We start from the raw sequence: 23,423 nt of genomic DNA, 5'->3' as shown, positions 1-23,423 counted from the left end.
AGCCATGCCTCTTTCAGCGCAGGCCGAACCCGGCATCCGCATCGGCCTTTCCGAGCTGATCGAGATGCGTCATCGCGTGCGCGAGGTGCAGCTGTTCTCCGCACCCGGGCAACGCAGCCCGCTGGTGGGCCTGCATCACTCGCGCCTGCGCGGGCGCGGCGTGGACTTCGACCAGGTGCGCGTTTACCAGGCCGGCGACGATGTGCGCAACATCGACTGGCGAGTCACCGCCCGCACCCAGGAACCCCACACCAAGCTGTTCCACGAAGAGCGCGAGCGGCCTATCTTCATTTTGGTCGAACAGAGCCGACGCCTGTTCTTCGGCTCCGGGCTGATGTTCAAGTCGGTACTTGCCGCCCAGGCCGCCGCCCTGATCGGCTGGGCCGCGCTGGGCCACAACGACCGCATCGGCGGCCTGGTGTTCGGCGACAACGAGCACTATGAAATCAAGCCACGGCGCAGCAAGCAGAGCCTGCTGCAACTGCTCAACCGCCTGGCGCGGGTCAACCAGTCGCTGCACACCGAGGCCCAGCCCCAGGGCGACAACCTCAACATCGCCCTGCGCCGCGCCCGCGAAGTGCTGCGCCCGGGCAGCCTGGCCATCGTGATCTGCGACGAACGCGCGCTCACCCCCGGGGTGGAGCAACAGATGAGCCTGCTGGCGCGCCACTGCGACCTGCTGCTGCTGCCGGTGTCCGACCCACTCGACCACGCCCTGCCCGCCGCCGGCTTGTTGCGCTTTGCCCAGCGCGGCGCACAGCTGGAGCTCGATACCCTGGATGCCAACCTGCGCAAGAGCTATCGCCAGCAGAGCGAGGCACGCATCGAACGCTGGGAACTGCTGGCCCAGAAACTGCGCGTGGTGCTGATGCCCTTGAGCACCCAGAGCGAAATGATCGAGCAACTGCGCGAATACCTCGACCCGCAACGTTCGGGTAAAAGCCGATGAACCCACTGGACGCACTGCAACCGCTGATCGCCCCCGCCCCCATCGGCGCGTGGCCGCCCGCGCCGGGCTGGTGGGTGCTGCTGGCATTGCTGCCCGTGCTCGCCTGGGGCCTGTGGCGGCTGCGTCACTGGCGCCCGCGCAAGGCTCCGCTGCCACGCGCCGAACAACCGCTGGAACCGATCCGCATCGCCGCCCTGGCAGAGCTGGCGGCGCTGCCCAAGCCCTACGACGGCGCACCGGCCGGTGCCTGGCTGCAGCAGATCAACGCCCTGCTCAAACGCCTGTGCCGCAACCACTATCCCGACAGCCACAGTCACACCCTCAACGGGCGCAAGTGGCTGGCGTTTCTCGACAACCGCTGCCCGGCCGCCGGCCTGACCCGCTGGATGGTACTGGTGGAAGGCGCCTACAAGCCCGAGTGCCGGCTTGACGACAAGGCCATCGCCGGGCTCAACCAGGCGGTCGACACCTGGATTCGCAAACATGTTTGAACTGGCCTGGCCGTGGGTCTTCGCGCTGTTGCCGCTGCCGTGGCTGGCCCGTCTGCTGCTGCCGGCCGCCGACAGCGGCGAACCGGTGCTCAAGGTGAGCTTTCTGGACGAACTCGAAGGCCTGGCCGGGCGCCGCGCGCGGCTCAACCTCCCGACCTGGCGCCAGCAGGCGCCGTTCGTGCTGGTGTGGCTGCTGTTGCTGTGCGCCGCCGCACGCCCGCAATGGCTGGGCGAGCCGCTGCCGGTGGCCGCCAGTGGGCGCGATCTGCTGGTGGCGGTGGACGTGTCCGGCTCGATGGACTTCCCCGACATGCGCTGGGACGACGAGGACGTCAGCCGCCTGACCCTGGTCAAGCAACTGATGGGCGACTTTCTGCAAGCGCGTGAAGGCGACCGCGTGGGGCTCATCCTGTTCGGCAGCCAGGCCTACCTGCAGGCCCCGCTGACGTTCGACCGACGCACCGTGCGCAGCTTTCTCGACGAAGCGCAGATCGGTATCGCCGGCAAGAACACCGCCATTGGCGATGCCATCGGCCTGGCGGTCAAGCGCCTGCGCATGCGCCCTGCGCAAAGCCGCGTGCTGATTCTGCTGACCGATGGCGCCAACAACGGCGGGCAGATCCACCCGCTGACCGCCGCGCGCCTGGCCGCCCAGGAAAGCATCAGGATCTACACCATCGGCATCGGCGCCGACCCGGACGAAACCGGCACCGCCGGCATGCTCGGGCTCAACCCGAGCCTGGACCTGGACGAAGCCTCGCTCAGGGAGATCGCCGAGGTCACCCACGGCGCCTACTTCCGCGCCCGCGACGGCAACGAACTCAACGCCATCGGCCAGACCCTCGACCGCCTCGAGCCGGTAGCCCAGCAACCGACCCAGGCGCGTACCGCGCATGCCCTGTACAGCTGGCCGCTGGCCCTGGCGCTGGGCCTGAGCGTACTGCTGGTGGTGCGCGATCGCTGGCCCGACAACCTGCTGCAACGCCTGCTGCGCCGGCCGCACTTTCTGCAGCCGCACCCCGAATGGCGCGAGCGCCTCAAGCGCCTGCGCCTGCGGAGGCGTCGATGATCGAGCTCTGGCCCCAATGGTTGCGCCCGGCCTGGCTGTTGCTGCTGCCGCTGCTCGGCTGGCTGCTGTGGAAGCTGTGGCACCGACAAAAGCGCGCCGGACGCTGGCAGATGATCCTGCCCGCGGCGTTCCATGCCGTGCTGCTGGGCGGCGGCAATGGCCGCGACAGCAAGCTGCCGTGGATCGCCCTGGGCCTGGCCTGGCTGCTGGCCGTGCTGGCCCTGGTCGGCCCCAGCTGGGAGCGCCTGGAAGAGACCCGCCAGCGCGCCGCCGACCCGCTGGTGGTCATGCTCGAACTGACCCCGCAGATGCTCGCCGACGACACCCCGCCCAACCGCCTGCAGCAGGCCAGACGCAAGCTGCTCGACCTGCTCGAACACCGCCGCGATAGCCAGACCGCGATCATCGTGTATGCCGGCAGCGCACACACCCTGGTGCCGCTGTCCGACGACCTGGCCACCAGCCGCAACCTGCTCGACGCCCTGGACCCCGCCATCATGCCGCAACCTGGTCAGCGCGCCGACCTGGCGGTACGCAAGGCGCTGGCACTGCTGGCCCAGGGCGCGCTGGGCCAGGGGCGCCTGCTGCTGATCGGCTCCTCGCTCAGCCCGCAGGAACGTCAGGGCATCACCCAGGCACTGGGGCGTCATGGTCCCAAGCTGCTGATGCTGGGCGTGGGCACCCCCGAAGGCGCGCCGGTCAGGCAGACCAACGGCGAATACCTCAAGGACGCGGACGGGGCAATCCTGGTTCCGCGCCTGGACAGCGCCGAGCTCAAGGCCTTCATCAACAGTACCGGCGGGCGTTACCGCAAGGCGCGCATCGACGACCTCGACCTGCGCGGCCTGGGCCTGTTCGACAATCCCCAGGCGCTGCGCGCCGACGGCCAGACCCTGCAACTGGACAGCTGGGCCGACCAGGGCTACTGGCTGCTGATCCCGCTACTGCTGCTGGCCGCGTGCGCTGGCCGGCGTGGCTGGCTGTTCTGCCTGCCGCTGCTGCTCGGCCTGCTGCCGCAACCGAGCCATGCCTTCACCTTCAACGACCTGTGGCTGCGTCCCGACCAGCAGGGCCAGCGCCTGCTCGAACAGCAGCGTCCGGCCGAGGCCGCCCGCCACTTCGAAGACCCGCAATGGAAAGGCATGGCGCTGTACCAGGCTGGCGACTATGCTGGCGCCGCCCGTGAATTCGCACGGGCCAGCAACGCCAGCGCCCATTACAATCGCGGCAATGCCCTGGCCCGCAGCGGCGAACTGGAGGCGGCCGTGGATGCCTGGGAGCAGGCCCTGGAGCTGGAACCCGAGCTGGAAGCGGCCCAGGCCAACAAGGATCTGGTCGAGCAGCTGCTGCGCCGCCAGCCCGAACAGCCCCAGCAACCGCCGGCCACCGAAGACCCGCCTCAGGGCCGGCCCGACCTGCCGACCGATTCGGCCAGCAACGGCCAGCAATCGAACAGCAGCGACAGCAGCCAGGGCGATGCCAAGGCCGGCGCCGGCGAAGACACCGCCACCGCGCCAGAGCACGCGCACAACGCCAGCGAGCCGCCGGACGAAGACACCACCCGGCCACCGCAGCGCCCCGTCGACAGCAGCCTGGATGCCGAGCAGCGCCAGGCCCTGGAACAATGGCTGCGCCAGATCCCGGACAACCCGTCCGAGCTGTTGCGCCGCAAGTTCTGGTACGAACAGCAACTGCATCAGGAAAGCCCCAAATGATCCGCGTCTGCGCCCTGGTTTTCAGCTTCTTGTTCGCCCTGCAGGTGCAGGCGGCGACGCTGCTCGCCAGCGTCGACCGCAGCCGCCTGATCGCGGGCGAAACCCTGGAGCTGACCCTGGAAATCGAAGACGTGACCCAGTTCGGCAAGCCCGACCTGACCCCGCTGCAGGCCGACTTCGAAGTGCGCGACACGCGCCAGGTCAACAGCCTCAAGAGCCTCGACGGCCAGACCCAGGCCAATACCCGCTGGATCATCACCCTGCGCCCGCGCCAGAGCGGCACGGTCCAGGTGCCGGTGCTGCACCTGGGCGAGGCGCAGAGCCAGCCGGTGACGTTGCAGGTACTGCCGGCCGAGGCGGCCAGCGACATCAGCCAGGCGCCGGTGAGCATCGATGCCAGCCTGGACGCAGACAGCGTGTACGTGCAGGCCCAGGCCGTACTGACACTGCGCATCTACCACTCGGTGTCGCTTTACGATGACAGCAGCCTCAGCCCGCTAGTAATTGCCAATGCCCGGGTCGAACCGCTGGGCGAGTCGCGCACCTATGAAAAACTGATCAACGGCGTGCGCTTTGGCGTGATCGAGATGCGCTACGCGATCTTCCCCCAGCAAAGCGGCGCACTGAGCATACCCGCCCTGACCTTCAGCGCCACCAGCGCCGACGAGCCGGCCCAGGGCGACAGCGGCGCGGCACGTGGCAAGCAGGTACGGGTCAGTTCCACGCCGCTGCCCTTGCAGGTGCTGCCGATACCGGCCGAGTACCCCGCCGACCAGCCGTGGCTGCCGGCACGCAGCCTGAGCCTTGAGGAACGCTGGAGCCCGGACCCTGCGCAGACCCCGACCCAGATCGGCGACTCGCTGACGCGCAGCGTGATCCTCAGCGCCGACGGGCTGTCCAGTGCGCAACTGCCACCGCTGCCCGCCACCGAAGTCAACGGCCTGCGCCGTTACCCGGATCAGCCGCAACTGCGCGAAGAGGTCAGCGAACGCGGGCTGGTAGGCCTGCGCGAGGAACGCGAGGCGCTAGTGCCGACCCACAGTGGCGCACTGGAACTGCCGAGCCTCGAGGTGGTGTGGTGGAACACCCGCGAACAGCACGTGGAGCGCACCAGCCTGCCGGCGCGCGGGTTGAAGATCGAAGACAACCCTGCCCTCACGGCAGACACCCCGGCCAGCGTCGTCAACCTCGAGAACCGGCCGCTATGGCCGTGGCAACTGAGCACGCTGCTGCTGGCCCTGACCACCCTGCTCGGCTTCGCCCTGTGGTGGCGCGCACGCTCGCAGCCGGCGGTAATGCGTGCGGCGCAGAGCGGGCCGAGCCCGCGCACCCTGCTCGACGACCTCAAGCGTGCCTGCCAGGCCAACGACCCGCAGGCCACCCGCCAGGCGCTGGATGCCTGGGCCCGCCAGCAGCCCGAGACCCTGGCCGAGATGGCGGCGCGCTTCGTGCCGCTGTCGGATGCGCTGGACGGGCTCAACGGCGCGCTGTACAGCGAGAGCGGGCAATACTGGCAGGGCGATGAACTGTGGCGGGCGATCGGCACCATTCCCGCAGCCGAACAGGCGCAGCCGAGCGCCGCCGAGAACGGCAGCCTGCCGCCGCTCTATCCCAAATAACGCGGCGCCTGCGCAGGGGTCATCGCAGCCCCCAAAACCTGCCACCCGCGTTACCATAGCCGGCTACCGGCTCGACCTTCACGGGACTTCCAATGCGTCTGTTTCACACCTCCGACTGGCACCTGGGGCAAACCCTGCATGGCCAGGAGCGCGACTTCGAACATGCCTGCTTTCTCGACTGGCTGCTCGGCCAGCTCAAGCTGCGCCAGCCTGACGCGCTGCTGATCGCCGGCGACATCTTCGACACCGTCAACCCGCCGGTCAAAGCCCAGGAGCGCCTCTACGACTTCATCGTGCAGGCCCACGAACAGCAGCCCAGGCTGAACATCGTGATGATCGCCGGCAACCACGACTCCGGCTCGCGCATCGAATTGCCCGCACCGCTGATGCGCCGTCTCAGGACCTACGCCCTGGGTCGCGTGCACTGGCTCGACGACGGCCAGCTCGACAGCGAGCGCCTGCTGGTGCCGCTGACCAACGCCAAGGGCAAGGTGACCGCCTGGTGCCTGGCCCTGCCCTTCCTGCGCCCGGCCGAAGTCACCGGTGCGCACCTGGGTGACGACTACCTGCGCGGCATCGGCCAGGTGCACGAATGGCTGATCGAGGCCGCCCTCAAGCAACGCAAGCCTGGCCAGGCGCTGATCGCCGTGAGCCACGCACACATGGCCGGCGGCTCGGTATCGGAAGACTCCGAGCGCAGCCTGATCATCGGCAATGCCGAGGCCCTGCCCGCCAGCCTGTTCGGCAGCCAGATCAGCTACGTCGCCCTGGGCCACCTGCACAAGCCGCAGAAGGTCAACCGCGAAGACCGCATCCGCTACAGCGGCTCGCCGATTCCGCTGTCGTTCTCCGAAATCGGCTATCAGCACCAGATCCTCGAAGTCGAACTCGACGGCGCCACCCTGACCAGTGTCGAACCGCGCCTGATACCGCGTGCCGTGCCCCTGCAACGCCTGGGCCCGGCGCCGCTGGTGGAGATTCTCGAACAACTCGGGCAACTGCCCCAGGTCGACCTGCTCGACGACCCGCAGCGCCAGCCCTGGCTGGAGGTGCGGGTGCGCCTGGACGAACCGCAGCCCGACCTGCGCCAGCAGCTCGAAGCCTGCCTGCAAGGCAAGGCCGTGCGCCTGGTACGCATCGCCGCCGAATACGCCGGCACCGGCGCCAGCGACGGCGAGGACGACACCCGCCTGATCGAGCTGGGCCAGCTCAGCCCCCACGACCTGTTCAGCCGTGCCTGGGAACAGGCCTACGGCACCAGCGTCGACGAACAGACCCTGGCCGACTTCGCCCTGCTGTTGCAGGACGTGCAGCAGGAGGAGGAACAGCCATGAAGATTCTTGCCATTCGCCTGAAGAACCTCGCCTCCCTGGCCGGCCCGTTCGAGATCGACTTCACCTGCGAGCCGCTGGCCAGCGCCGGCCTGTTCGCCATCACCGGGCCGACCGGGGCCGGCAAGAGCACCCTGCTCGACGCCTTGTGCCTGGCGCTGTTCGGCGCGGTGCCGCGGCTGAACAACATCGGCCGCGAGACCAAGCTGCCCGAGGTCGACAGCGAAATACTCACCAGCGACCCGCGCACCCTGCTGCGCCGCGGCACCGGCAGCGGCTTTGCCGAAGTCGACTTCGTCGGCATCGACGGGCGCCATTACCGCGCCCGCTGGGAAGCCAACCGCGCCCGTGACAAACCCACCGGCAAGTTGCAGGGCAGCCGCCAGAGCCTGCACGACCTGGACAGCAACCAGTTGCTGAGCAACCAGAGCAAGCGCGAATACGAGCAGATGATCGAGGCCCGCCTGGGCCTGAACTTCGAACAGTTCACCCGCGCCGTGATGCTGGCGCAGAGCGAATTCAGCGCGTTCCTCAAGGCCGACGACAAGGAACGCAGCGAACTGCTCGAAAAGCTCACCAACACCGCCATCTACAGCCAGCTGGGCCGGCGCGCCTACAGCAAGAGCAAGGAGGCCGAAGAGGCGCACAAGGCGCTCACCGACCAGGCCCAGGGCGTGATGCCGATGGCCGACGAGGCACGCGCCGAGCTCGACCAGCGCCTCGCCGAGGCGCAGCGCCAGCTCAAGGCCGAACAGGCCCGCCTGCGCCTGCTCGAACAGCAGCGCAGCTGGTTCGCCGAACTCAAGCAGCTGCAGGACCAGCAGGCCGCCGCCAGCGAGCAGTTGCACAGCGCCCAGCAACAGTGGGCGCAGTTGCAGGGCGAACGCCTGAACCTGAGCCGCCTCGAACAGCTCGCCCCGCAGCGCCATCAGTTCGCCCGCCAGCGGGAGCTGGCCAGCCAGCTCAGCCCACTGGCAGCGAGCATCCAGCAACAACGCCAGCAGCAGGCCGCGTTGCAGCAACGCCTGCAGCAGCTTGAACAGGCGCAGCAAGCCGCCGGTGAGCACCTGGCCACGGCCCTGGCCCGGCAGACCGAGTGCGCGCCGCTGCTGCGCCAGGCCTTCGCCGAGCAGCAGACGCTGGCGCGCCTGGAGCAGGAGCTTGACCAGCGCAACGTTCAATGTCAGCAGGCCGAGCAAGCCAGTCGCCAAGGCCAGCAGCAGATCCAGGCGCTGATCGAGCGCCAGCAACTCACCCACCAGCGCCTGGCGCAGATCGACGAGCAGTTGAGCCAGAGCGCTCACCTGGCCAGCATCGGTGATGCCTGGAACGCCTACCGCGCCCAGTTGCAGCAACTGATGCTGGTCGGCAACCGCCTCAGCCAGGGCCGCGAGGAACTGCCCGGCCTGCAGCAGCGCGCCGATGAGTGCGCACGCCAGTTGCAGGCACACCGTGAAAGCCTGGCCCTGCTCTACCACGAGGCCGGCGCCGAGCCCGAGGCGCTGGCCGAACAGATCGACCTGCTCGGCACCCTGCTGCAGGACAACCGCAAGCAGCAGCGCGCCGTCGAAGAGCTGTCCCGCCTGTGGGCCAGCCAGCAGGAGCTGACGCAACGCGCCCAGGCCCTGCGCGAGCGCCAGCAGGCGGCCCAGCAACAGCGTGAAGGCCTGATCGCCGAAGGCCTGCAGGGCAAGACCGAGCTGACCGCCGCCGAACAGGCCCTGCAGGTCACCCGCCAGGTGCTCGAACGTCAGCGCCTGGCCCGCAGCGCCAGCGTCGAGGAACTGCGCGCGCAGTTGCAGGACGACCAGCCCTGCCCGGTGTGTGGCAGCCAGGAGCACCCCTATCACCAGCCCGAAGCCCTGCTGCAAAGCCTCGGCCGGCACGACCAGACTGAAGAGGCCGGCGCCCTGCAGGCGGTGGAGGCGCTCAAGCTCAAGCTCGACGAACTGCGCAGCACCCTGGGCGGCGTGAATGGCCAGATCAAGGAGTACCTGCACCAGCACGAACAACTGGCCCTCCAGCAGCAGGCACTGGCTCCTGGCCTGGAGGCGCACGCGCTGTATGCGCAGCTCTCGGCACAGGATGTGGGCGAGCGCTCGGCCTGGCTGGAGCATCAGCTACGCCGCCTGAACGACGACATCGCCCGCGACGAGCAACGCCTCGCTACCCTGCTGACCCTGCAGAAAGACGCCGCCCGTGTGCAGCAGCAGGTGCAGGCGAGCGTCGAGGCGAACCAGCAGGCCGCGCAGCACCTGAGCCAGCAACAGCATGCGCTGCAGGCCGACGACGAACACCTGGAGCAGGCGCTGGCCGGCTTCGCCACGCTGCTGCCAGGCGACATTCTCGACGCCTTGCGCCAGGAGCCCGCCGCGACCTTCCTGCAACTGGACCAGCAACTGGCCCAGCGTCTGGAGCTGCTGGACCGGCAAAAGGACGAGCAGCAGGAGCACGCCGAGCGTCAGCAGCAGCTTGAAAAGACCCAGGTGCAGCAACAGGCGCTCGAACTCAGCCATCAGGCCGTGCAGCAGCAGGTCGATGCACTGCGCACCCAGCAGCAACAGGCCCGCGACGCCCTGACCGCGCTGATTGGCGAGCATGCCGGTGCCGAGCATTGGCAGCAGCACCTGGAACAGCAGGTGGAGGCAGCGCGCAGCGCGCAGGCAACGACCGGCCAGCAGTTGCAGCAGGCCCAGGCCCAGGCCATCGAGCGAGCTGCCGAACTCAAGGCAGACGAACAGCGTCTGGGCGCCCTGGAGCAGGAAAGCCAGCAGCTCGACCACGCCATCGGGCAATGGCGCCAGGGTCACCCGGAACTCGACGATGCCGGGCTGGACCAGCTGCTGGCGGTGGATGACGAGCAGGTCAGTCAACTGCGCCAGCGCCTGCAACAGGCAGAAAAGGCCATCGAGCAGGCCGGCGTGCTCGTCGCAGAGCGCGAACAGCGCCTGCAGCAGCATCAGGCCCAGGCCAGCGGCGAGGTACCCGCCGAGCAGCTGGAGCAGGCGCTGAGCGAGCTGCAGCAACACCTGGTGATCAGCGAACAGCAGTGCGCCGAACTGCGCGCCGAGCAGGCCGACGACCAGCGCCGGCAACTGGCCAACCAGGCCCTGGCCGAGCGCATCGCCCAGGCCTATGCCCAGTGGCAGCGCTGGGCACGCCTGAACGCGCTGATCGGCTCGGCCACCGGCGACGTGTTCCGCAAGATCGCCCAGGGCTACAACCTCGATCTGTTGGTGCACCACGCCAATGCCCAGTTGCGCCAGCTGGCGCGGCGCTACCGGCTCAAGCGTGGCGGCAGCGCGCTGGGGCTGCTGGTACTGGATACCGAGATGGGCGACGAACTGCGTTCGGTGCACTCGCTGTCCGGCGGCGAGACCTTCCTGGTGTCGCTGGCGCTGGCGCTGGGCCTGGCCTCGATGGCCTCGAGCACCTTGCGCATCGAGTCGCTGTTCATCGACGAAGGCTTCGGCAGCCTCGACCCGGAGTCGCTGCAACTGGCCATGGACGCGCTGGACGGCCTGCAGGCCCAGGGCCGCAAGGTGGCGGTGATCTCCCACGTGCAGGAAATGCATGAGCGGATCCCGGTGCAGATCCAGGTGCGGCGCCAGGGCAATGGGTTGAGCACGGTGGAGGTCAGCGGATGATCCTGTATTCGTTCCGCCGCTGCCCCTACGCGATGCGTGCGCGCATGGCCTTGCGCTACGCCGGTTGCCCGGTGCAGATCTGCGAAGTGAGCCTGAAGGCCAAGCCGGCCGACATGCTGGCGCTGTCGCCCAAGGGCACGGTGCCGGTGTTGAGCGTGGACGGTGAGGTACTGGAGGAAAGCCTGCAGATCATGCACTGGGCGCTGGCCCGGCATGATCCGCAAAACTGGGCGCTGCGGGACGACCCGAACGCAGCGCAGCAGGCCACGCAACTGATCGAGCGCAATGACACGCTGTTCAAGCAGCAGCTCAATCACTACAAGTATGCCGAGCGTTACCCGGAGCAGTCGCGCGAGACGTATCGTGCGCTGGCCGAGGCGGTACTGCTGGACCTGGAACAGCGCCTCGAGCGGCAGGCCTACCTGGTGGCGGCGCACCCGAGCATTGCGGACGTGGCGCTGATGCCATTCGTTCGCCAGTTTGCCGGGGTCGAGCCTGACTGGTTTGCCACAGCGCCCTACCCGCGCTTGCGCGTGTGGTTGCAGGGGTGGCTGGAGTCGGCGCTGTTCAACGCGATCATGGCACGCTGACCAGCGAAGGGGCCGGTACTGACGCTACAAGGTCAGCACCGGAAACGATCAGTGCTGGACCTTGTGATCCAGCGCCGCATAGAAATTCGCGCTTTGCTGCAGGTACTTCTGGGTGTAGCTCGGGGTGGAGGATTTTTTCTCGCGGATCTCGACCTGGGCGCCGGCAGGCAGCACCACGGAGGCAGAAATGGCCGAAGCCGCGATAACCGAAAAAAGATTGAAGTTCATGGCAATGCCCTCGAAAGCGTCAGGTTGAAGTGGCCGGTTGGGCCGTGGTTCAAACCTACGCCGCTGCCGGCGCACTGAAAAATTCATTGCGCCAGTAGCGAATATCAAGGCGATTGATAGTTCAGTCGACGAACTTGAGGTCCGAAGGCGATTGCAGTGCCAGCGTCTGCACCACCTCGCCCAGCAGGCCGGTCTGCGCATCGCGCCGGATCACCACGATCTGGTTGCTCTGCTGGTTGCCGACCAGCACGTAGCCCCCGGTCGGGTCCAGGGTGAACTCGCGCGGGTGATCACCCTCCACCGAACGGCGCTGCACCTGGCGCAGGCTGCCATCCTGACGGTCGATGGCGAACACGATCAGTTCGTTGCGGGTGCCGCGGTTGCTCACGTACACGAAGCGCCCGTCGGCGGACACATGCACCGCGCTGGCCGCCTTGGCCGCGGCATCGGCCTGTTCGGTCAACGGCAGGATCTGGCGCTGGCTCAGCGTGCCGTCGTGGTAGTCGAACACCACCAGCTGTGCACTCATCTCCAGGGTCAGGTAGGCATGCTTGCCGTTTGGACCGAACGCCAGGTGACGCGGCCCGCTGCCCGGCGGCAGGACGACCGGGGTTGCCGCGCCCAGTGGCCGGGTCGGGGTCTGGGGCTGGTAGCGGTAGCCGATCACCTGGTCGGCGCCAAGGTCGCTGGCAAACAGGTATCGCCCGTCCGGGGACGGCACCACCGAATGCACATGCGGCCCGGCCTGGCGCTCGGGGTTCACCCCGCTGGCCACATGGCGCACCTGCTGCACCGACGCCGACAAACGGCCATCGGCGGCGACCGGCAACACGCTGAGGCTGCCGCCCGGCTCAGGCTTGACGCCGTAGTTGGCCACGAACAGATAACGCCCATCCAGGCTCAGGCTCGAGTGGGTCGGTTCGTCACCGTCGCTGGACACCTGGCTCGACAGGCTCAGTTCACCGCTGTCATGCGCCCGGGCAAAGCTGCTGACCTGGCCCTGGCCGTCACCGTTCTCGTTCACCGCGAACACGTTGCGCCGGTCCGGCGACAGCGTCAGCCAGGACGGGTTGCTGCTTCTGAGCACTTGCAGGGGCGTGGGGTCGAGCTGGCCGCGCTGGCTGTCGAAGCGGTAGCGGTAGATCCCGTCATGGGTGCCCACCAGCAGTTCATGGCCGTGGGCGTTGAGCGTCAGTGCCATGGCACTAGCGGTCAGCAGGGACATCAGCTGGCGTTTCATCGTCGTCCTCTTCAGAAGCGCGCAAGGCACTCATGCAGACTAGTTGATGCTCGCCCGTGTCGTCGCTGAGCTGCCAGTGCTCGCCGGCAAGCGTCGCGTTGCCGATCTGCTCGGGGCTGAACTGCCATTTCTTCAACGCACGGCCGTCCATCAATTCGATGCGCAGGCCCGTATCGTCGAAGGTGAAGTCGAATGCGTGCAGGCCATCGATCAACAGCATGTCGCAGGATTCAAGGGCTTGGGCAAGGGTGGTCATGGGGGGTATCCCTGATTAAACACGCATGATACCCCAACCTTAAAAGCATCGCGGGTCAAGCCCGCTCCCACAAGGACCGCGGTAGCCATTGTGGGAGCGGGCTTGACCCGCGATGAAAACGACGCAGTGTGTCAGTGCGCGAAAATCGACTTGCTCTGGGTGCCCGCCATCTTCTCCGGCTTGATCAGGAAGCGTGCCAGCGCCGGCAACAGCCACAGCGCGCCGAACATGTTCCACAGCAGCATGAAGGTCAGCATCAGGCCCATGTCGGCCTGGAACTTGATGGCCGAGAAGATCCAGGTGCACACCCCGATCGCCAGGCACAACCCGGTGAACAGCACCGCCTTGCCGGTGGAGCGCAGCGTCTGGTAGTAGGCCTCCTGCAACGGCAGGCCGGCGCGCAGGAAGCTCTCCAGGCGGCTGTAGATGTAGATCCCGTAGTCCACGCCGATGCCCACGCCCAGCGCCACCACCGGCAAGGTCGCGACCTTGACGCCGATGCCCATGAACGCCATCAGCGCGTTGCCCAGCACCGAGGTCAGCACCAGCGGCAGCACGATGCACAGGGTGGCAGCAAACGAGCGGAAGGTGATCATGCACATCACCGCCACGCACAGGTACACCAGGATCAGGATGGTCAGCTCGGCCGACCGGATCACCTCGTTGGTGGCCGCCTCGATCCCTGCGTTGCCCGCCGCCAGCAGGAACTCCAGGCCCTCCTGGTCATGCTCGGCAGCGAATGCCTTGACCGCATCCACCACGCGGTCGAGGGTCTCGGCCTTGTGGTCGTTGAGGAACACCAGCACCGGCGCCAGCGAACAGTCGGCGTTGTACAGGCCCTCGGCACGCGACACCGAGGTGTTGAGGATGTCCGGGTTGCGCGACAGGCTTTCCCATTTCAGGTTGCCCTCGTTCATGCCCTTGATCATCTGCTTGGACACGGTCACCAGCGAGATCGCCGACTGCACCCCGGGGGTGTTCTCCATCTTCCACATCAGCTCGTCGACCGGCGCCATGGTCTTGTACACCGAGCAGCCTTCGGTCGGGGTCTTGACCATCACCACCAGCACGTCGGAGCTGGTGGAGTAGTTGTCGATGATGAAGGCGTTGTCCTTGTTGTAGCGCGAATCCGGACGCAGCTCCGGCGCACCCTGGTCGAGGTCGCCGATCTTCAGGTTCTGGCTGTACCACAGGCCGCCACCGAACATCGCCAGCGCCAGCAGCACCGACACCGGCGCCACCTTGGGGCTGGCGAAGCTGGACAGCAGGCGCCAGAACGGATGCTCGCGGGTTGCATCCTTCTTGCTGCGTTCGATGGCCTTCTTGCTGATGCCCACATAGGAGATCGCCACCGGCAGCAGGATCAGGTTGGTGAACACGATCACCGCCACGCCGATCGAGGCACCGATGGCCAGTTCACGGATGACCCCGATGTCGATGATCAGCAAGGTGATGAAGCCCACCGCATCGGCCAGGATGGCGATCATGCCCGGCAGGAACAGCTGGCGGAAGGTACGCCGCGCCGCAGTCAGCGCGTTCTCGGCCTCGCTGGACTGCAAGGCGATGCCGTTGATCTTCTGCACCCCGTGGGAGATGCCGATGGCGAAGATCAGGAACGGCACCAGCATCGAATACGGGTCGAGCCCGAAGCCCACCGCGTGCATCAGCCCCAGTTGCCACACCACCGCCACCAGGGTGGTGATGAGCACGGCAATGGTGCTGCGGATGCACCAGGTGAACCAGTACAGCAGCACCCAGGTGATCACCAGGGCGATGCCGAAGAACATCACCACCATCATCAGGCCGTCGATCAGGTCGCCGACCTTCTTGGCAAAGCCCACGATGTGGATCTTGACGTTGGGGTTCTGCGCCTCGAACTTGTTGCGGATCAGGTCTTCGAGCTGGTGCGAGAACGCCTGGTAGTCGAGCTTGATCTGGCGCCCCGGGTCGTTGGGGTCGGGGTAGGATTCGAGCAGCGGCACATCGACGATGCTCGACTTGAAGTTGTTGGCCACCAGCCGGCCGACCTGACCGGACTTGAGCACGTTGTTGCGCAGTTGCTCCAGGCTGTCGGGCGAACCGTCGTAGGTCTGCGGGATCACCTCGCCACCGGCGAAGCCCTCCTCGGTCACCTCGGTCCAGCGCACGCTGGGGCTCCACAGCGACTTGAGCGCCGAACGATCGACGCCAGGAATGTAGAACACCTCGTCGTGGATCTGGCGCAGGGTCTCCATGTATGCCTTGCTGAAGATGTCACCGTCCTTGGCCTCCACCGAGATCCGCACGGTGTTGCCCAGGTTGGCCAGGTCGTTGCGGTGCTCGATCATGTTCTGGATGAACGGATGCTCCAGCGGAATCATCTTCTCGAAGCTGGTGGACGGGCGAATCAGCATGGCCTGCCAGAACAGGAACAGGCTCACCAGCACACAGATGCCGATCACCGCCGGGCGGTTGTTGAATATCAGGCGCTCGAGCAGGCTCGCCTTGTCCTGGTTGTGCTGCATGTTGAACGACTCCTGACTGCTCATGGTTGCGCCCTCGCGGCGCCGGTGGCGGTAGCCAGGCGTGCCCCGCCCTGGCCGACCAGGATCAGCTGCCCATCGGCCTGGCCGCTCACGCCCGAAAGGGCGATACGGTCGGGCCGGTTGAACACGCTGAAGCTCTGGCCGTCATCGGTGCTGCGCAACACGCTGCCGCCGTTGCCCACCAGCACCAGGCTGCCGTCTTCGAGTAGCGTAGCGCTTGCCAGGCCGAATTCGAGCGCACCGCGCTCGCCCTGGAGCGCGATGGCCTGCCAGGTGCTGCCGAAATCGCTGGAGCGGTACAGGTTGCCGCGCAGGCCGTAGACCAGCAGGGTATCGGCGCGGGCGGTACCGATCGCTCCGAACAGCGAGCCCTCGTAGGGGCCGTCGAGGTGTTCCCAGGTCTGCCCGGCATCGCGGGAGCGGAACATGCTGCCCTGCTCGCCCACGATGAACAGGCCCGCGTCCTTCACGGCAGCGATGCCATTGAGGTGGTACTGATCGGGGTTGTCGAGGCGCTCTGCGACGTCCTGCCAGTGCGCGCCGCCGTCGGTGGTTTCGAACAGGCTGCCATAGGCCCCCACGGCCAGCCCGTGCCGGGTGTCCTGGAACCAGACATCCAGCAGCGGGGATTCGCGGGACGGGTCTTCGAACTGTTTGCTCCAGGTGGCGCCGCCGTCGCTGCTGGCGAGGATCTGCGCATCATGGCCCACCGCCCAGCCGTGCTTGGCATCGGCGAAGTACACGGCAGTGAGCAGTTGGCGGCTGGGGACGCGGGCCTGGGTCCAGCTCTGGCCCTGGTCGTCGGAGAAGAGGATATGCCCGCGTTCGCCCACCGCCACCAGGCGCGGCCCGGCCTTGGCGATGTCGATCAGCAGGCTGTGGGAGGCCTTGTTCGAGGTCTGTGAATACACCGTCTGCGGTGTCGGGCCGTCATCGGCAGCCCCGGCGGTTGCGGCGAACAGCCCCAGGCCCAGGCTCAGCAAGACGCTGGCCGTGAATACATTCATAGTCCTCTCCCACATTATTGTTATTCGGTGCTACTGGCGGGGCTGGAAGCGGCAATCTAGAGCCCCGCGAATGCTGGCCTCAAGCTAGCAGGCTTTGGAAATGGATGACAACGTACAACGCGTTATGTTTTGTTAAGCGCGGCCTCTGGATCGTGGATGTCGCGTTGTTCGCCCGCACCTTCATCATAAAAAAGGGGGCTGCCCCGAAAAGGCCAGCCCCCTGTTCAACCTGCCCTCAACCTCAGGCCAGGCTCTTGCTCACCACCTCGAACACATCGCTGGACAGCCCGCCCGAGCCGCGGATGCGCTCCAGCTCGGCCTTCATCAGCGCCTGGCGCGCGGCATCGTACTTGCGCCAGCGGGTCAGCGGCGCCAGCTGGCGCGAGGCGATCTGCGGGTTGAAGCCGTTCAGTTCGATCACCAGGTCCGCCAGGAAGCGATAACCCGAGCCATCGGCCGCGTGGAAGTTGACCAGGTTCTGCCCGGCGAACGCACCGATCAAAGCGCGCACCTTGTTCGGGTTCTTCAGGGTGAACGCCGGGTGCTCCATCAACGCCCGCACTCGCGCCAGGCCGCCCGGCAACGGGCTGCCCGCCTGCACGCTGAACCACTGGTCCATCACCAGCGGGTTGTCCTTGAAGTGCTCGGCAAAACTTTGCAGTGCCCTGGCGCGCTCGTCCTGGAACGGCGAATTGACCAGCACGGCCAGTGCGGTCAGGCGTTCGGTCATGTTGTCGCACGCCTCGAACTGCTCGAGCGTCGCCTCCAGCACCTGCGCCCGGCCCGTGAGCATCAGGTACGACAGCGCGATGTTCTGCAGGCTGCGCCGGGCAAAGTGCTCGGCCTCGGCCACATAGGCGGTTTCGCGCGAGACCGCACGGTTGGCCTGGTAGCGCGCCCACAGCCCGTCGAACAGTTGCTCGGCCAGTTGCTGGCGGGCAAAGTCGCGGGCCGCGTGAATCGCGTCCACATCGGCCACTTCGCTGATTTCGGTGAGGTAGGCCTCACTCGGCAGCGAGAGCATTTCGGCGACCATGGCCTGGTCGAGTGCCTCGTTGGCCAGCACGCTGCCCAGGGCAGTGACCAGGCGCTGATCGAGCACCAGGGCTTCACCGCGCTGATGCTGCGCGATCAGTTCCTGCAAGACCTGAACCGACAGTTGCTGGCCGGCTTCCCAGCGATTGAAGCCATCGCTGTCGTGCTGCATCAGGAACATGAGTTGGTCGCGGTCGTACGGGAAGCTCAGCTTGACCGGCGCACTGAAGCCGCGCAGCAGCGACGGCAACGGCCTGGCGGCCACGTCGACGAAGGTGAAGGTCTGCTCGGCCTCGGTCACCGACAGCACCCGCGTGGTCGCGCCCGCCTGCGTTTCGCCTTGCAGGCGCAGGGCAATGTCGTTGCCCTGGGCATCGAGCAGGCCCAGTTCGACCGGGATCACGAACGGCTGCTTCTCGACCTTGTCCGGGGTTGCCGGGCAGCTCTGGCTGAAGGTCAGACTGTAGGTCTGGGCAGCGGCGTCGTACGCCTCGCTGACGTTCAGGCGCGGCGTGCCGGCCTGGCTGTACCAGCGCTTGAACTGGGTCAGGTCGACGCCGTTGGCGTCTTCCATGGCCTTGATGAAGTCGTCGCAGGTCACGGCCTGGCCGTCATGGCGTTCGAAGTACAGGTCGCTGCCCTTGCGAAAGCCCTCGGCACCCAGCAGCGTGTGCACCATGCGCACCACTTCCGAGCCCTTCTCGTACACGGTCAGGGTGTAGAAGTTGGAAATCTCGATGAAGCTGTCCGGGCGCACGGCGTGGGCCATGGGGCCGGCGTCTTCGGCGAACTGGTGGGTACGCAGGTAGGCCACGTCCTCGATGCGCTTGACCGTGCGCGAGTTCATGTCGGCGCTGAACTCGGAATCGCGGAACACCGTGAAGCCTTCCTTGAGCGACAGCTGGAACCAGTCGCGGCAGGTCACGCGGTTGCCCGACCAGTTGTGGAAGTACTCGTGGGCCACCACCGCCTCGACCCGCTGGTGCGCGGCATCGGTGGCGGTCTCGGCACGCGCCAGCACGCAGCTGGAGTTGAAGATGTTGAGGCCCTTGTTCTCCATGGCGCCCATGTTGAAGTCGTTGACCGCCACGATCATGAAGATGTCCAGGTCGTATTCGCGGCCATACACCTCTTCGTCCCAGCGCATGGATTTCTTCAGGCTGACCATGGCGTGCTGGCACTTGTCGATGTTCTCCGGCTCGACATAGATGCGCAGGGTCACGTCGCGCCCCGACTGGCGGGTGAAGGTGTCTTCGACGCACCACAGGTCGCCGGCCACCAGTGCGAACAGGTAGGCCGGTTTCTTGAACGGGTCTTCCCAGGTGGCCCAGTGCCGACCGTCCTGCTGCGGCCCGCTGCCGATGGGGTTGCCGTTGGACAGCAGGACCGGGTAGCGATGCTGCTCGGCGATCACCGTGGTGGTGAAGGTGCTCATCACGTCCGGGCGGTCGAGGTAGTAGGTGATCTTGCGAAAGCCCTCGGCCTCGCACTGGGTGCAGAACATGCCGCCGGACTTGTACAGGCCCTCGAGCGCGGTGTTGGTCTCGGGGTGGATCTTCACGCTGGTGTCCAGGGTGAAGCGCTCGGCAGTGGGCTGCAGGGTCAGGTGGCTGTCGTCGAGCTGGTAGTCGTCAGCGCCCAGCGGCTGGTTGTCCAGCGCCACGCTGAGCAGTTCCAGCTGCTGGCCGTCGAGCACCAGCGCCGGCAGGCCGGCACCGCGCGCCGGGTTGCGGCGCATGACCAGCTGCGCGTGGACCAGGCTGTGGTCCTCGAACAGTTCGAAGGTCAGGTGCGTCTCGTCGATCAGGTACTCGGGTGCCTGATAGTCCTTGAGGTAGATCACTTGCGGCTGTTCGGTACGCATGTGGCGGTCCTTTTACTGATGCACGGCCAGCTGGTAGGCCGTGTACTTGCGAATATTGATCACGCCGGTATCGAAAATCAGGTACTGGCCCTTGATCCCCAGCAGGGTGCCTTCGGCGACAGGGTTCTTGTCCAGGTTGAAGCTCACGATCTTGCTCGGGTACGCCTCTACCGGGTAGCGGATTTCAATCGGCTCGACGTCGGTCAGCGGCTGGATCGCCTGCAGGCCGAAGCGGTCCTGCAGGCCCTTGAAACCTTCACTGCAGCTGTCGAACAACTGCTCGCGCACGGCCACCAGGTCGACCGCCTCGGCGTTGCCCTTGAGCAGTGCGCGCCAGTTGGTGCGGTCGGCCACCTGGCTGCGGAACAGGTCCTCGACCAGCCCGGACTGCTGCCGGGTGGCCACCCGCACGATCGGCAGGGCCTGGCTGGCGCCCTGGTCGAGCCAGCGCGTGGGCAGTTGGGTGGCGCGGGTGATGCCGACCTTGATACCCGACGAGTTGGCCAGGTACACCACGTGGTCGGTCATGCAGAACTGCTCGCCCCAGGCCGGGTCACGGCAGGTGCCGTGCTCGTAGTGGCAGCGCTCGGGGCTCATGATGCAGGTGTCGCATTGCGCCAGCCTGGTCATGCACGGGTAGCAGTAACCCTGGCTGAAGCTGGTCTTGGTCTTGCGCCCGCAGTGGGTACAGTGGATCGCGCCCAGGTATTCGAGACGCACGGTCTTGCCCAGCAGGGGGTTGACCGGCACTTCGACGTCGCCCAGGCGAAACGCGTATTGCACGACCGGCTGCTCGAGGCGCGCCGTCATCTTGCTGATGGAACCACGGCCGAGTTCGATCAATGGATCGCGTCCGACTTGAACAGGATGTTGGGCACCGGCGCGGACTTGGAGGCGCATTCCTGCGGGCCCATGTAGCCGGTACGCTGGTCTTCGGGCAGGTTCTGCATCTCCCAGGCGATCACGGCCTGCAACGACAGCTCCTTCTGCTCGGCGGTGAGCTTGCGCCCATCGGACCATTTGCCGATTTCCACGGCCAGTTTCAGGCTGGCGTAGATCTCCGGGGTGATGTTTTCGATCATTTGCGCAAAAGTGGACATAGCGTCTCCAAAAATCAAGCTGACAGTTTACGCCGAGCCAGTGCCCCGCCCAAGAGCCCGCTGAGGCAGCCGACCAACAGCCCACCCACGTGGGCGGCGTTGGCGATCGCGCCGAAGCCGAGCAGGGTGATCAGCCCGGACAGGCACAGCAGCAGCCATACCAGCATCATCACCAGCACGCCACGCGGCATGCGATACACCGGGTTCGGCGCCAGCCACTGGTACAGCCAGATGTGCCCGAGCAGGCCGTACAGCACCCCGGACAAGCCGCCGAACAGGCTGGGCCCGCCGAACACGAACTGCGCCACGTTCGACACCAGGCTGAACAGCAGGGTCAGCGACAGCAAGGCCAGGGTGCCCTGACGCAGCTCGATGCGCCGCCCCAGCTCCCAGTACCACAGGCCGTTCATGGCCAGGTGCAGGATGCCGAAGTGCACCAGCATCGGGCTGAACAGGCGCCACCACTGGCCTGCATCGAGGCTGGTCAGCAACGGGGTGAAATACAGGTAGTCGCCCTGCACGCGAAAATCCAGGAAGGTCAGCCAGCTCAAGGTGGCGAAGTTGTCGCCCAGGCCGGTCAGTGCCGCCACCACCACGCACAGCAGCAACACCGCTGCAGTGGCCTTGCTGGCCTTCGCCTGCGCGGCCAGGCTCGGGCGCGGTGAGGCCGGGGGCTGCGCCAGGGGCGGCAGTTGCACATCGGCATTGCCCTCCGGAAAGCGCTGGTACAGCTGGCGAACATCTTCCACCAGGTAGTCGGCGGTCCACAGTACCTGCTCCTCGCCCTCCTCCGAGACCCGGTGCGGCACCTGCAGGCGCTTGAGCAGCTCGACAAAGCCGCTGAGGTCGACGCTCAGGGGCAGGCGCATCACCATTGCCGCACTCATTGACTGGCCTCCGGCCGTTCGACATCCACCCATACGAACTTGTGCGGGTCGATGCGGGTTTCATCATCCAGCCGATAGGCCACCAGCTTCCCGTAGAGCACCGCACTGTAGTCCAGGCACGCCAGGTTGGCGCGGATGGGTGCGGGCCGGCCGCTGCGCCAGTAATGGCCGACGAACAGCAGCGGCTCGTCGTCACCGTAGCGCAGCAGCGCGTTCTTCTGGCTGCGACTGAGCGGCGCATTGGCCACTTCGGCCGGCAGCGCATCGGGCTGGAACACGATATCGCCGTAGGTCTGCGGGTCTTCCTCCCAGAACTTGGTGCGAAAGAATGCGCGGGTCAGGCCGTCGCCGCCGGTCAGGGTGAGGCCGTCGGGCAGGCGCATGTCGGTGCCGCGCAGCAGCCGGTTGCACACGGTGTGGGCAAAGCTGCCGGCCACGGCCGAGGCCTGCACGAAATGCTCGTCGATGCGCCCGTCCGGATGCTGCTGGCGCAGCGGCTCGATCAGGCGCGCGTCCCAGCAGGCATGTACCACGCGAAAGCGTCCGGCATCGATGAACAGCGGCAGCTCGTAGAACCAGCCGAGAAAGTCGTGCCAGTCGTGGGGGTGGTCGGCGAACTGGGTCAGTGTCTCTTCGATCAGCCGCGCATGGCGCGGGTTGTGCTCGCGCACGAACTGCTTGCCGCTGCCCGGCAGCGCCGGCGTGGTCCAGCCCAGTGCGCTGAATTCGTGGTTGCCCATGATGCAGTGGGCCTGACCGGCTTCGACCATGTCGTGCACGATGTGCAGGGCCTCGCGAATGCGCGGGCCGCGGTCGATGATGTCGCCAAGGAAGATCGCCTGACGCTGCGCATGCCGCCACACCCCGCCCTGACGCTTGTACCCCATGGCGTCGAGCAGACGCTCCAGGGTGTGGGCACAGCCGTGGACATCGCCGATCAGGTCGTAACTGCGCGCGGGATCGAGCATCAGTCGCCTCCACCACCCAGACGGCTGCCCCAGCCGAGCTTGGTCCGGCAGACCTCGTAGTAGTTGTGGTCCAGCGGGTGGATCAGGCGCAGCTTCTGCGGCTTCTTGTTCACCGTGATGGTGTCGCCGGGGGCACAGGTGAAATGGTTCTGGCCATCGCACGAGACTTGCGGGTACAGCTGCAGGTCACGCGATACCACGATCTTCAGCTCGCTGTTGCCATCGACCACGATCGGGCGTCCCGAAAGCGTGTGCGGGTACATGGGCACGATCACGATGGCGTCGAGCTTGGGGTGCATGATCGGTCCGCCGGCCGACAGCGCGTAGGCGGTCGAGCCGGTCGGTGTGGCGACGATCAGGCCGTCGGCCTTCTGGCTGCACACGAACTGGCCGTCGATGTAGATCTCGAACTCGATCATGCGGTTGGACTTGCCAGGGTGCAGCACCACGTCGTTGAGCGCGTCGCCCTGGCCGATGGCCTCGCCGTGGCGGCGGACTTCGGCCTGCAGCAGGAAGCGGTTCTCCACCAGGTAGTGGCCGTCGAGCACTTCGGCCACCTTGACCTCGAGCTCGTCGGGGCGAATGTCGGTGAGAAACCCCAGGCTGCCGCGGTTGATGCCCAGTACCGGGATGTTGTGGCGCGCCAGTGCGCGGGCGGCGCCCAGCAGGCTGCCGTCGCCGCCGACCACGATGACCATGTCGCACACCTCGCCCAGCAGCTTGCGCGAGGAGGTCTGCAGGCCGTGGCCGGGCAGCACGTCGGCAATTGTGTCCTCGAGGATCACGTGCAGGTGCCGCTCGAGCAGGAATTTTTTCAGTCGGCGAATGGTATCGAGCACCTGCGAACTGCCAAGGCGGCCGATGATACCGATATTGCGAAATTGCTCCATGGGGCTCCTGCG

19 protein-coding genes are annotated in these 23,423 nt (G+C 66.6%); 8 read left to right on the top strand and 11 right to left on the bottom strand.

The features are described 5' to 3' along the window. Window positions 1-4: 4 nt before the first annotated feature. The 8 genes from ACPRTJ_RS18510 to ACPRTJ_RS18475 all read left to right on the top strand — a co-directional run bounded on the left by ACPRTJ_RS18510 (window position 5) and on the right by ACPRTJ_RS18475 (window position 11,411). The gene (locus ACPRTJ_RS18510) at window positions 5-949 is read left to right on the top strand and encodes a DUF58 domain-containing protein (RefSeq protein ID WP_054916213.1); all 945 of its coding nucleotides are present in this window, start codon (window positions 5-7) and stop codon (window positions 947-949) included. Next, the gene (locus ACPRTJ_RS18505) at window positions 946-1,440 is read left to right on the top strand and encodes a DUF4381 domain-containing protein (protein WP_043864624.1); all 495 of its coding nucleotides are present in this window, start codon (window positions 946-948) and stop codon (window positions 1,438-1,440) included. Before ACPRTJ_RS18510 ends, ACPRTJ_RS18505 begins: the two co-directional genes overlap by 4 nt. Further along, window positions 1,433-2,509: a vWA domain-containing protein gene (locus ACPRTJ_RS18500; RefSeq protein WP_054916214.1), complete on the top strand. Its 1,077-nt coding sequence runs from the start codon at window positions 1,433-1,435 to the stop codon at window positions 2,507-2,509. The genes ACPRTJ_RS18505 and ACPRTJ_RS18500 overlap by 8 nt, the downstream gene beginning before the upstream one ends. Next, window positions 2,506-4,224 (top strand): vWA domain-containing protein, encoded by a 1,719-nt coding sequence (locus ACPRTJ_RS18495; protein WP_104572781.1) that lies wholly within the window; start codon window positions 2,506-2,508, stop codon window positions 4,222-4,224. Before ACPRTJ_RS18500 ends, ACPRTJ_RS18495 begins: the two co-directional genes overlap by 4 nt. Further along, window positions 4,221-5,843, top strand: a complete 1,623-nt coding sequence (locus ACPRTJ_RS18490) for a BatD family protein (RefSeq protein WP_088514246.1) — start codon at window positions 4,221-4,223, stop codon at window positions 5,841-5,843. The genes ACPRTJ_RS18495 and ACPRTJ_RS18490 overlap by 4 nt, the downstream gene beginning before the upstream one ends. 92 nt (window positions 5,844-5,935) lie before the next feature. Next, a complete protein-coding gene (locus ACPRTJ_RS18485; protein ID WP_078479577.1) occupies window positions 5,936-7,177 on the top strand; it encodes an exonuclease SbcCD subunit D C-terminal domain-containing protein in 1,242 nt (413 codons plus the stop codon). Then, window positions 7,174-10,821, top strand: a complete 3,648-nt coding sequence (locus tag ACPRTJ_RS18480; protein WP_104572783.1) for an AAA family ATPase — start codon at window positions 7,174-7,176, stop codon at window positions 10,819-10,821. Before ACPRTJ_RS18485 ends, ACPRTJ_RS18480 begins: the two co-directional genes overlap by 4 nt. Continuing rightward, window positions 10,818-11,411 (top strand): glutathione S-transferase, encoded by a 594-nt coding sequence (locus tag ACPRTJ_RS18475; RefSeq protein WP_426427166.1) that lies wholly within the window; start codon window positions 10,818-10,820, stop codon window positions 11,409-11,411. Before ACPRTJ_RS18480 ends, ACPRTJ_RS18475 begins: the two co-directional genes overlap by 4 nt. Window positions 11,412-11,459: 48 nt before the next feature. Here the strand turns inward: ACPRTJ_RS18475 and ACPRTJ_RS18470 are convergent, their stop codons facing one another. From ACPRTJ_RS18470 to ACPRTJ_RS18420, 11 genes are all read right to left on the bottom strand, one after another. Further along, window positions 11,460-11,639, bottom strand: coding sequence for a hypothetical protein (locus ACPRTJ_RS18470; protein WP_043864631.1), 180 nt, complete (start codon window positions 11,637-11,639; stop codon window positions 11,460-11,462). A gap of 121 nt (window positions 11,640-11,760) precedes the next feature. Beyond that, window positions 11,761-12,879, bottom strand: coding sequence for a lactonase family protein (locus ACPRTJ_RS18465; protein WP_100633147.1), 1,119 nt, complete (start codon window positions 12,877-12,879; stop codon window positions 11,761-11,763). Next, window positions 12,845-13,135, bottom strand: a complete 291-nt coding sequence (locus tag ACPRTJ_RS18460) for a DUF5629 family protein (RefSeq protein WP_058541348.1) — start codon at window positions 13,133-13,135, stop codon at window positions 12,845-12,847. Before ACPRTJ_RS18460 ends, ACPRTJ_RS18465 begins: the two co-directional genes overlap by 35 nt. Window positions 13,136-13,266: 131 nt before the next feature. Beyond that, entirely contained in the window at window positions 13,267-15,663 is a 2,397-nt protein-coding gene (locus tag ACPRTJ_RS18455; RefSeq protein WP_043864634.1) for an efflux RND transporter permease subunit, read from the bottom strand. Continuing rightward, window positions 15,660-16,667 (bottom strand): WD40/YVTN/BNR-like repeat-containing protein, encoded by a 1,008-nt coding sequence (locus ACPRTJ_RS18450; RefSeq protein WP_229590342.1) that lies wholly within the window; start codon window positions 16,665-16,667, stop codon window positions 15,660-15,662. The genes ACPRTJ_RS18455 and ACPRTJ_RS18450 overlap by 4 nt, the downstream gene beginning before the upstream one ends. A gap of 241 nt (window positions 16,668-16,908) precedes the next feature. Next, window positions 16,909-19,566 (bottom strand): aminopeptidase N, encoded by a 2,658-nt coding sequence (gene pepN / locus ACPRTJ_RS18445; protein WP_104572785.1) that lies wholly within the window; start codon window positions 19,564-19,566, stop codon window positions 16,909-16,911. Between the two features lie 12 nt (window positions 19,567-19,578). After that, window positions 19,579-20,409: a DUF2797 domain-containing protein gene (locus ACPRTJ_RS18440; protein ID WP_058541350.1), complete on the bottom strand. Its 831-nt coding sequence runs from the start codon at window positions 20,407-20,409 to the stop codon at window positions 19,579-19,581. Then, a complete protein-coding gene (locus tag ACPRTJ_RS18435; RefSeq protein WP_054916681.1) occupies window positions 20,406-20,666 on the bottom strand; it encodes a YeaC family protein in 261 nt (86 codons plus the stop codon). Before ACPRTJ_RS18435 ends, ACPRTJ_RS18440 begins: the two co-directional genes overlap by 4 nt. Window positions 20,667-20,680: 14 nt before the next feature. Further along, window positions 20,681-21,553: a rhomboid family intramembrane serine protease gene (locus ACPRTJ_RS18430; RefSeq protein WP_054916682.1), complete on the bottom strand. Its 873-nt coding sequence runs from the start codon at window positions 21,551-21,553 to the stop codon at window positions 20,681-20,683. Further along, a complete protein-coding gene (locus tag ACPRTJ_RS18425; RefSeq protein ID WP_173925093.1) occupies window positions 21,550-22,524 on the bottom strand; it encodes a metallophosphoesterase in 975 nt (324 codons plus the stop codon). The genes ACPRTJ_RS18430 and ACPRTJ_RS18425 overlap by 4 nt, the downstream gene beginning before the upstream one ends. After that, entirely contained in the window at window positions 22,521-23,411 is an 891-nt protein-coding gene (locus tag ACPRTJ_RS18420; protein ID WP_043864641.1) for an NAD(+) kinase, read from the bottom strand. The genes ACPRTJ_RS18425 and ACPRTJ_RS18420 overlap by 4 nt, the downstream gene beginning before the upstream one ends. Window positions 23,412-23,423 lie beyond the last annotated feature (12 nt).

The organism is Pseudomonas palmensis (genome assembly GCF_049942755.1).
Taxonomy (GTDB): domain Bacteria; phylum Pseudomonadota; class Gammaproteobacteria; order Pseudomonadales; family Pseudomonadaceae; genus Aquipseudomonas; species Aquipseudomonas palmensis.
The sequence above is the reverse complement of the archived record's forward strand: the minus strand, read 5'-3'. Positions and strand labels throughout refer to the sequence as shown.

Coding starts and splice junctions, on each gene's coding strand:
- ACPRTJ_RS18475 (WP_426427166.1), top strand. CDS start 10,818: ATGATCCTGTATTCGTTCCGCCGCTGCCCCTACGCGATGCGTGCGCGC.
- pepN (WP_104572785.1), bottom strand. CDS start 19,566: ATGCGTACCGAACAGCCGCAAGTGATCTACCTCAAGGACTATCAGGCA.
- ACPRTJ_RS18465 (WP_100633147.1), bottom strand. CDS start 12,879: ATGAAACGCCAGCTGATGTCCCTGCTGACCGCTAGTGCCATGGCACTG.
- ACPRTJ_RS18495 (WP_104572781.1), top strand. CDS start 2,506: ATGATCGAGCTCTGGCCCCAATGGTTGCGCCCGGCCTGGCTGTTGCTG.
- ACPRTJ_RS18480 (WP_104572783.1), top strand. CDS start 7,174: ATGAAGATTCTTGCCATTCGCCTGAAGAACCTCGCCTCCCTGGCCGGC.
- ACPRTJ_RS18430 (WP_054916682.1), bottom strand. CDS start 21,553: ATGAGTGCGGCAATGGTGATGCGCCTGCCCCTGAGCGTCGACCTCAGC.
- ACPRTJ_RS18510 (WP_054916213.1), top strand. CDS start 5: ATGCCTCTTTCAGCGCAGGCCGAACCCGGCATCCGCATCGGCCTTTCC.
- ACPRTJ_RS18490 (WP_088514246.1), top strand. CDS start 4,221: ATGATCCGCGTCTGCGCCCTGGTTTTCAGCTTCTTGTTCGCCCTGCAG.
- ACPRTJ_RS18500 (WP_054916214.1), top strand. CDS start 1,433: ATGTTTGAACTGGCCTGGCCGTGGGTCTTCGCGCTGTTGCCGCTGCCG.
- ACPRTJ_RS18485 (WP_078479577.1), top strand. CDS start 5,936: ATGCGTCTGTTTCACACCTCCGACTGGCACCTGGGGCAAACCCTGCAT.
- ACPRTJ_RS18435 (WP_054916681.1), bottom strand. CDS start 20,666: ATGTCCACTTTTGCGCAAATGATCGAAAACATCACCCCGGAGATCTAC.
- ACPRTJ_RS18420 (WP_043864641.1), bottom strand. CDS start 23,411: ATGGAGCAATTTCGCAATATCGGTATCATCGGCCGCCTTGGCAGTTCG.
- ACPRTJ_RS18455 (WP_043864634.1), bottom strand. CDS start 15,663: ATGAGCAGTCAGGAGTCGTTCAACATGCAGCACAACCAGGACAAGGCG.
- ACPRTJ_RS18505 (WP_043864624.1), top strand. CDS start 946: ATGAACCCACTGGACGCACTGCAACCGCTGATCGCCCCCGCCCCCATC.
- ACPRTJ_RS18450 (WP_229590342.1), bottom strand. CDS start 16,667: ATGAATGTATTCACGGCCAGCGTCTTGCTGAGCCTGGGCCTGGGGCTG.
- ACPRTJ_RS18460 (WP_058541348.1), bottom strand. CDS start 13,135: ATGACCACCCTTGCCCAAGCCCTTGAATCCTGCGACATGCTGTTGATC.
- ACPRTJ_RS18470 (WP_043864631.1), bottom strand. CDS start 11,639: ATGAACTTCAATCTTTTTTCGGTTATCGCGGCTTCGGCCATTTCTGCC.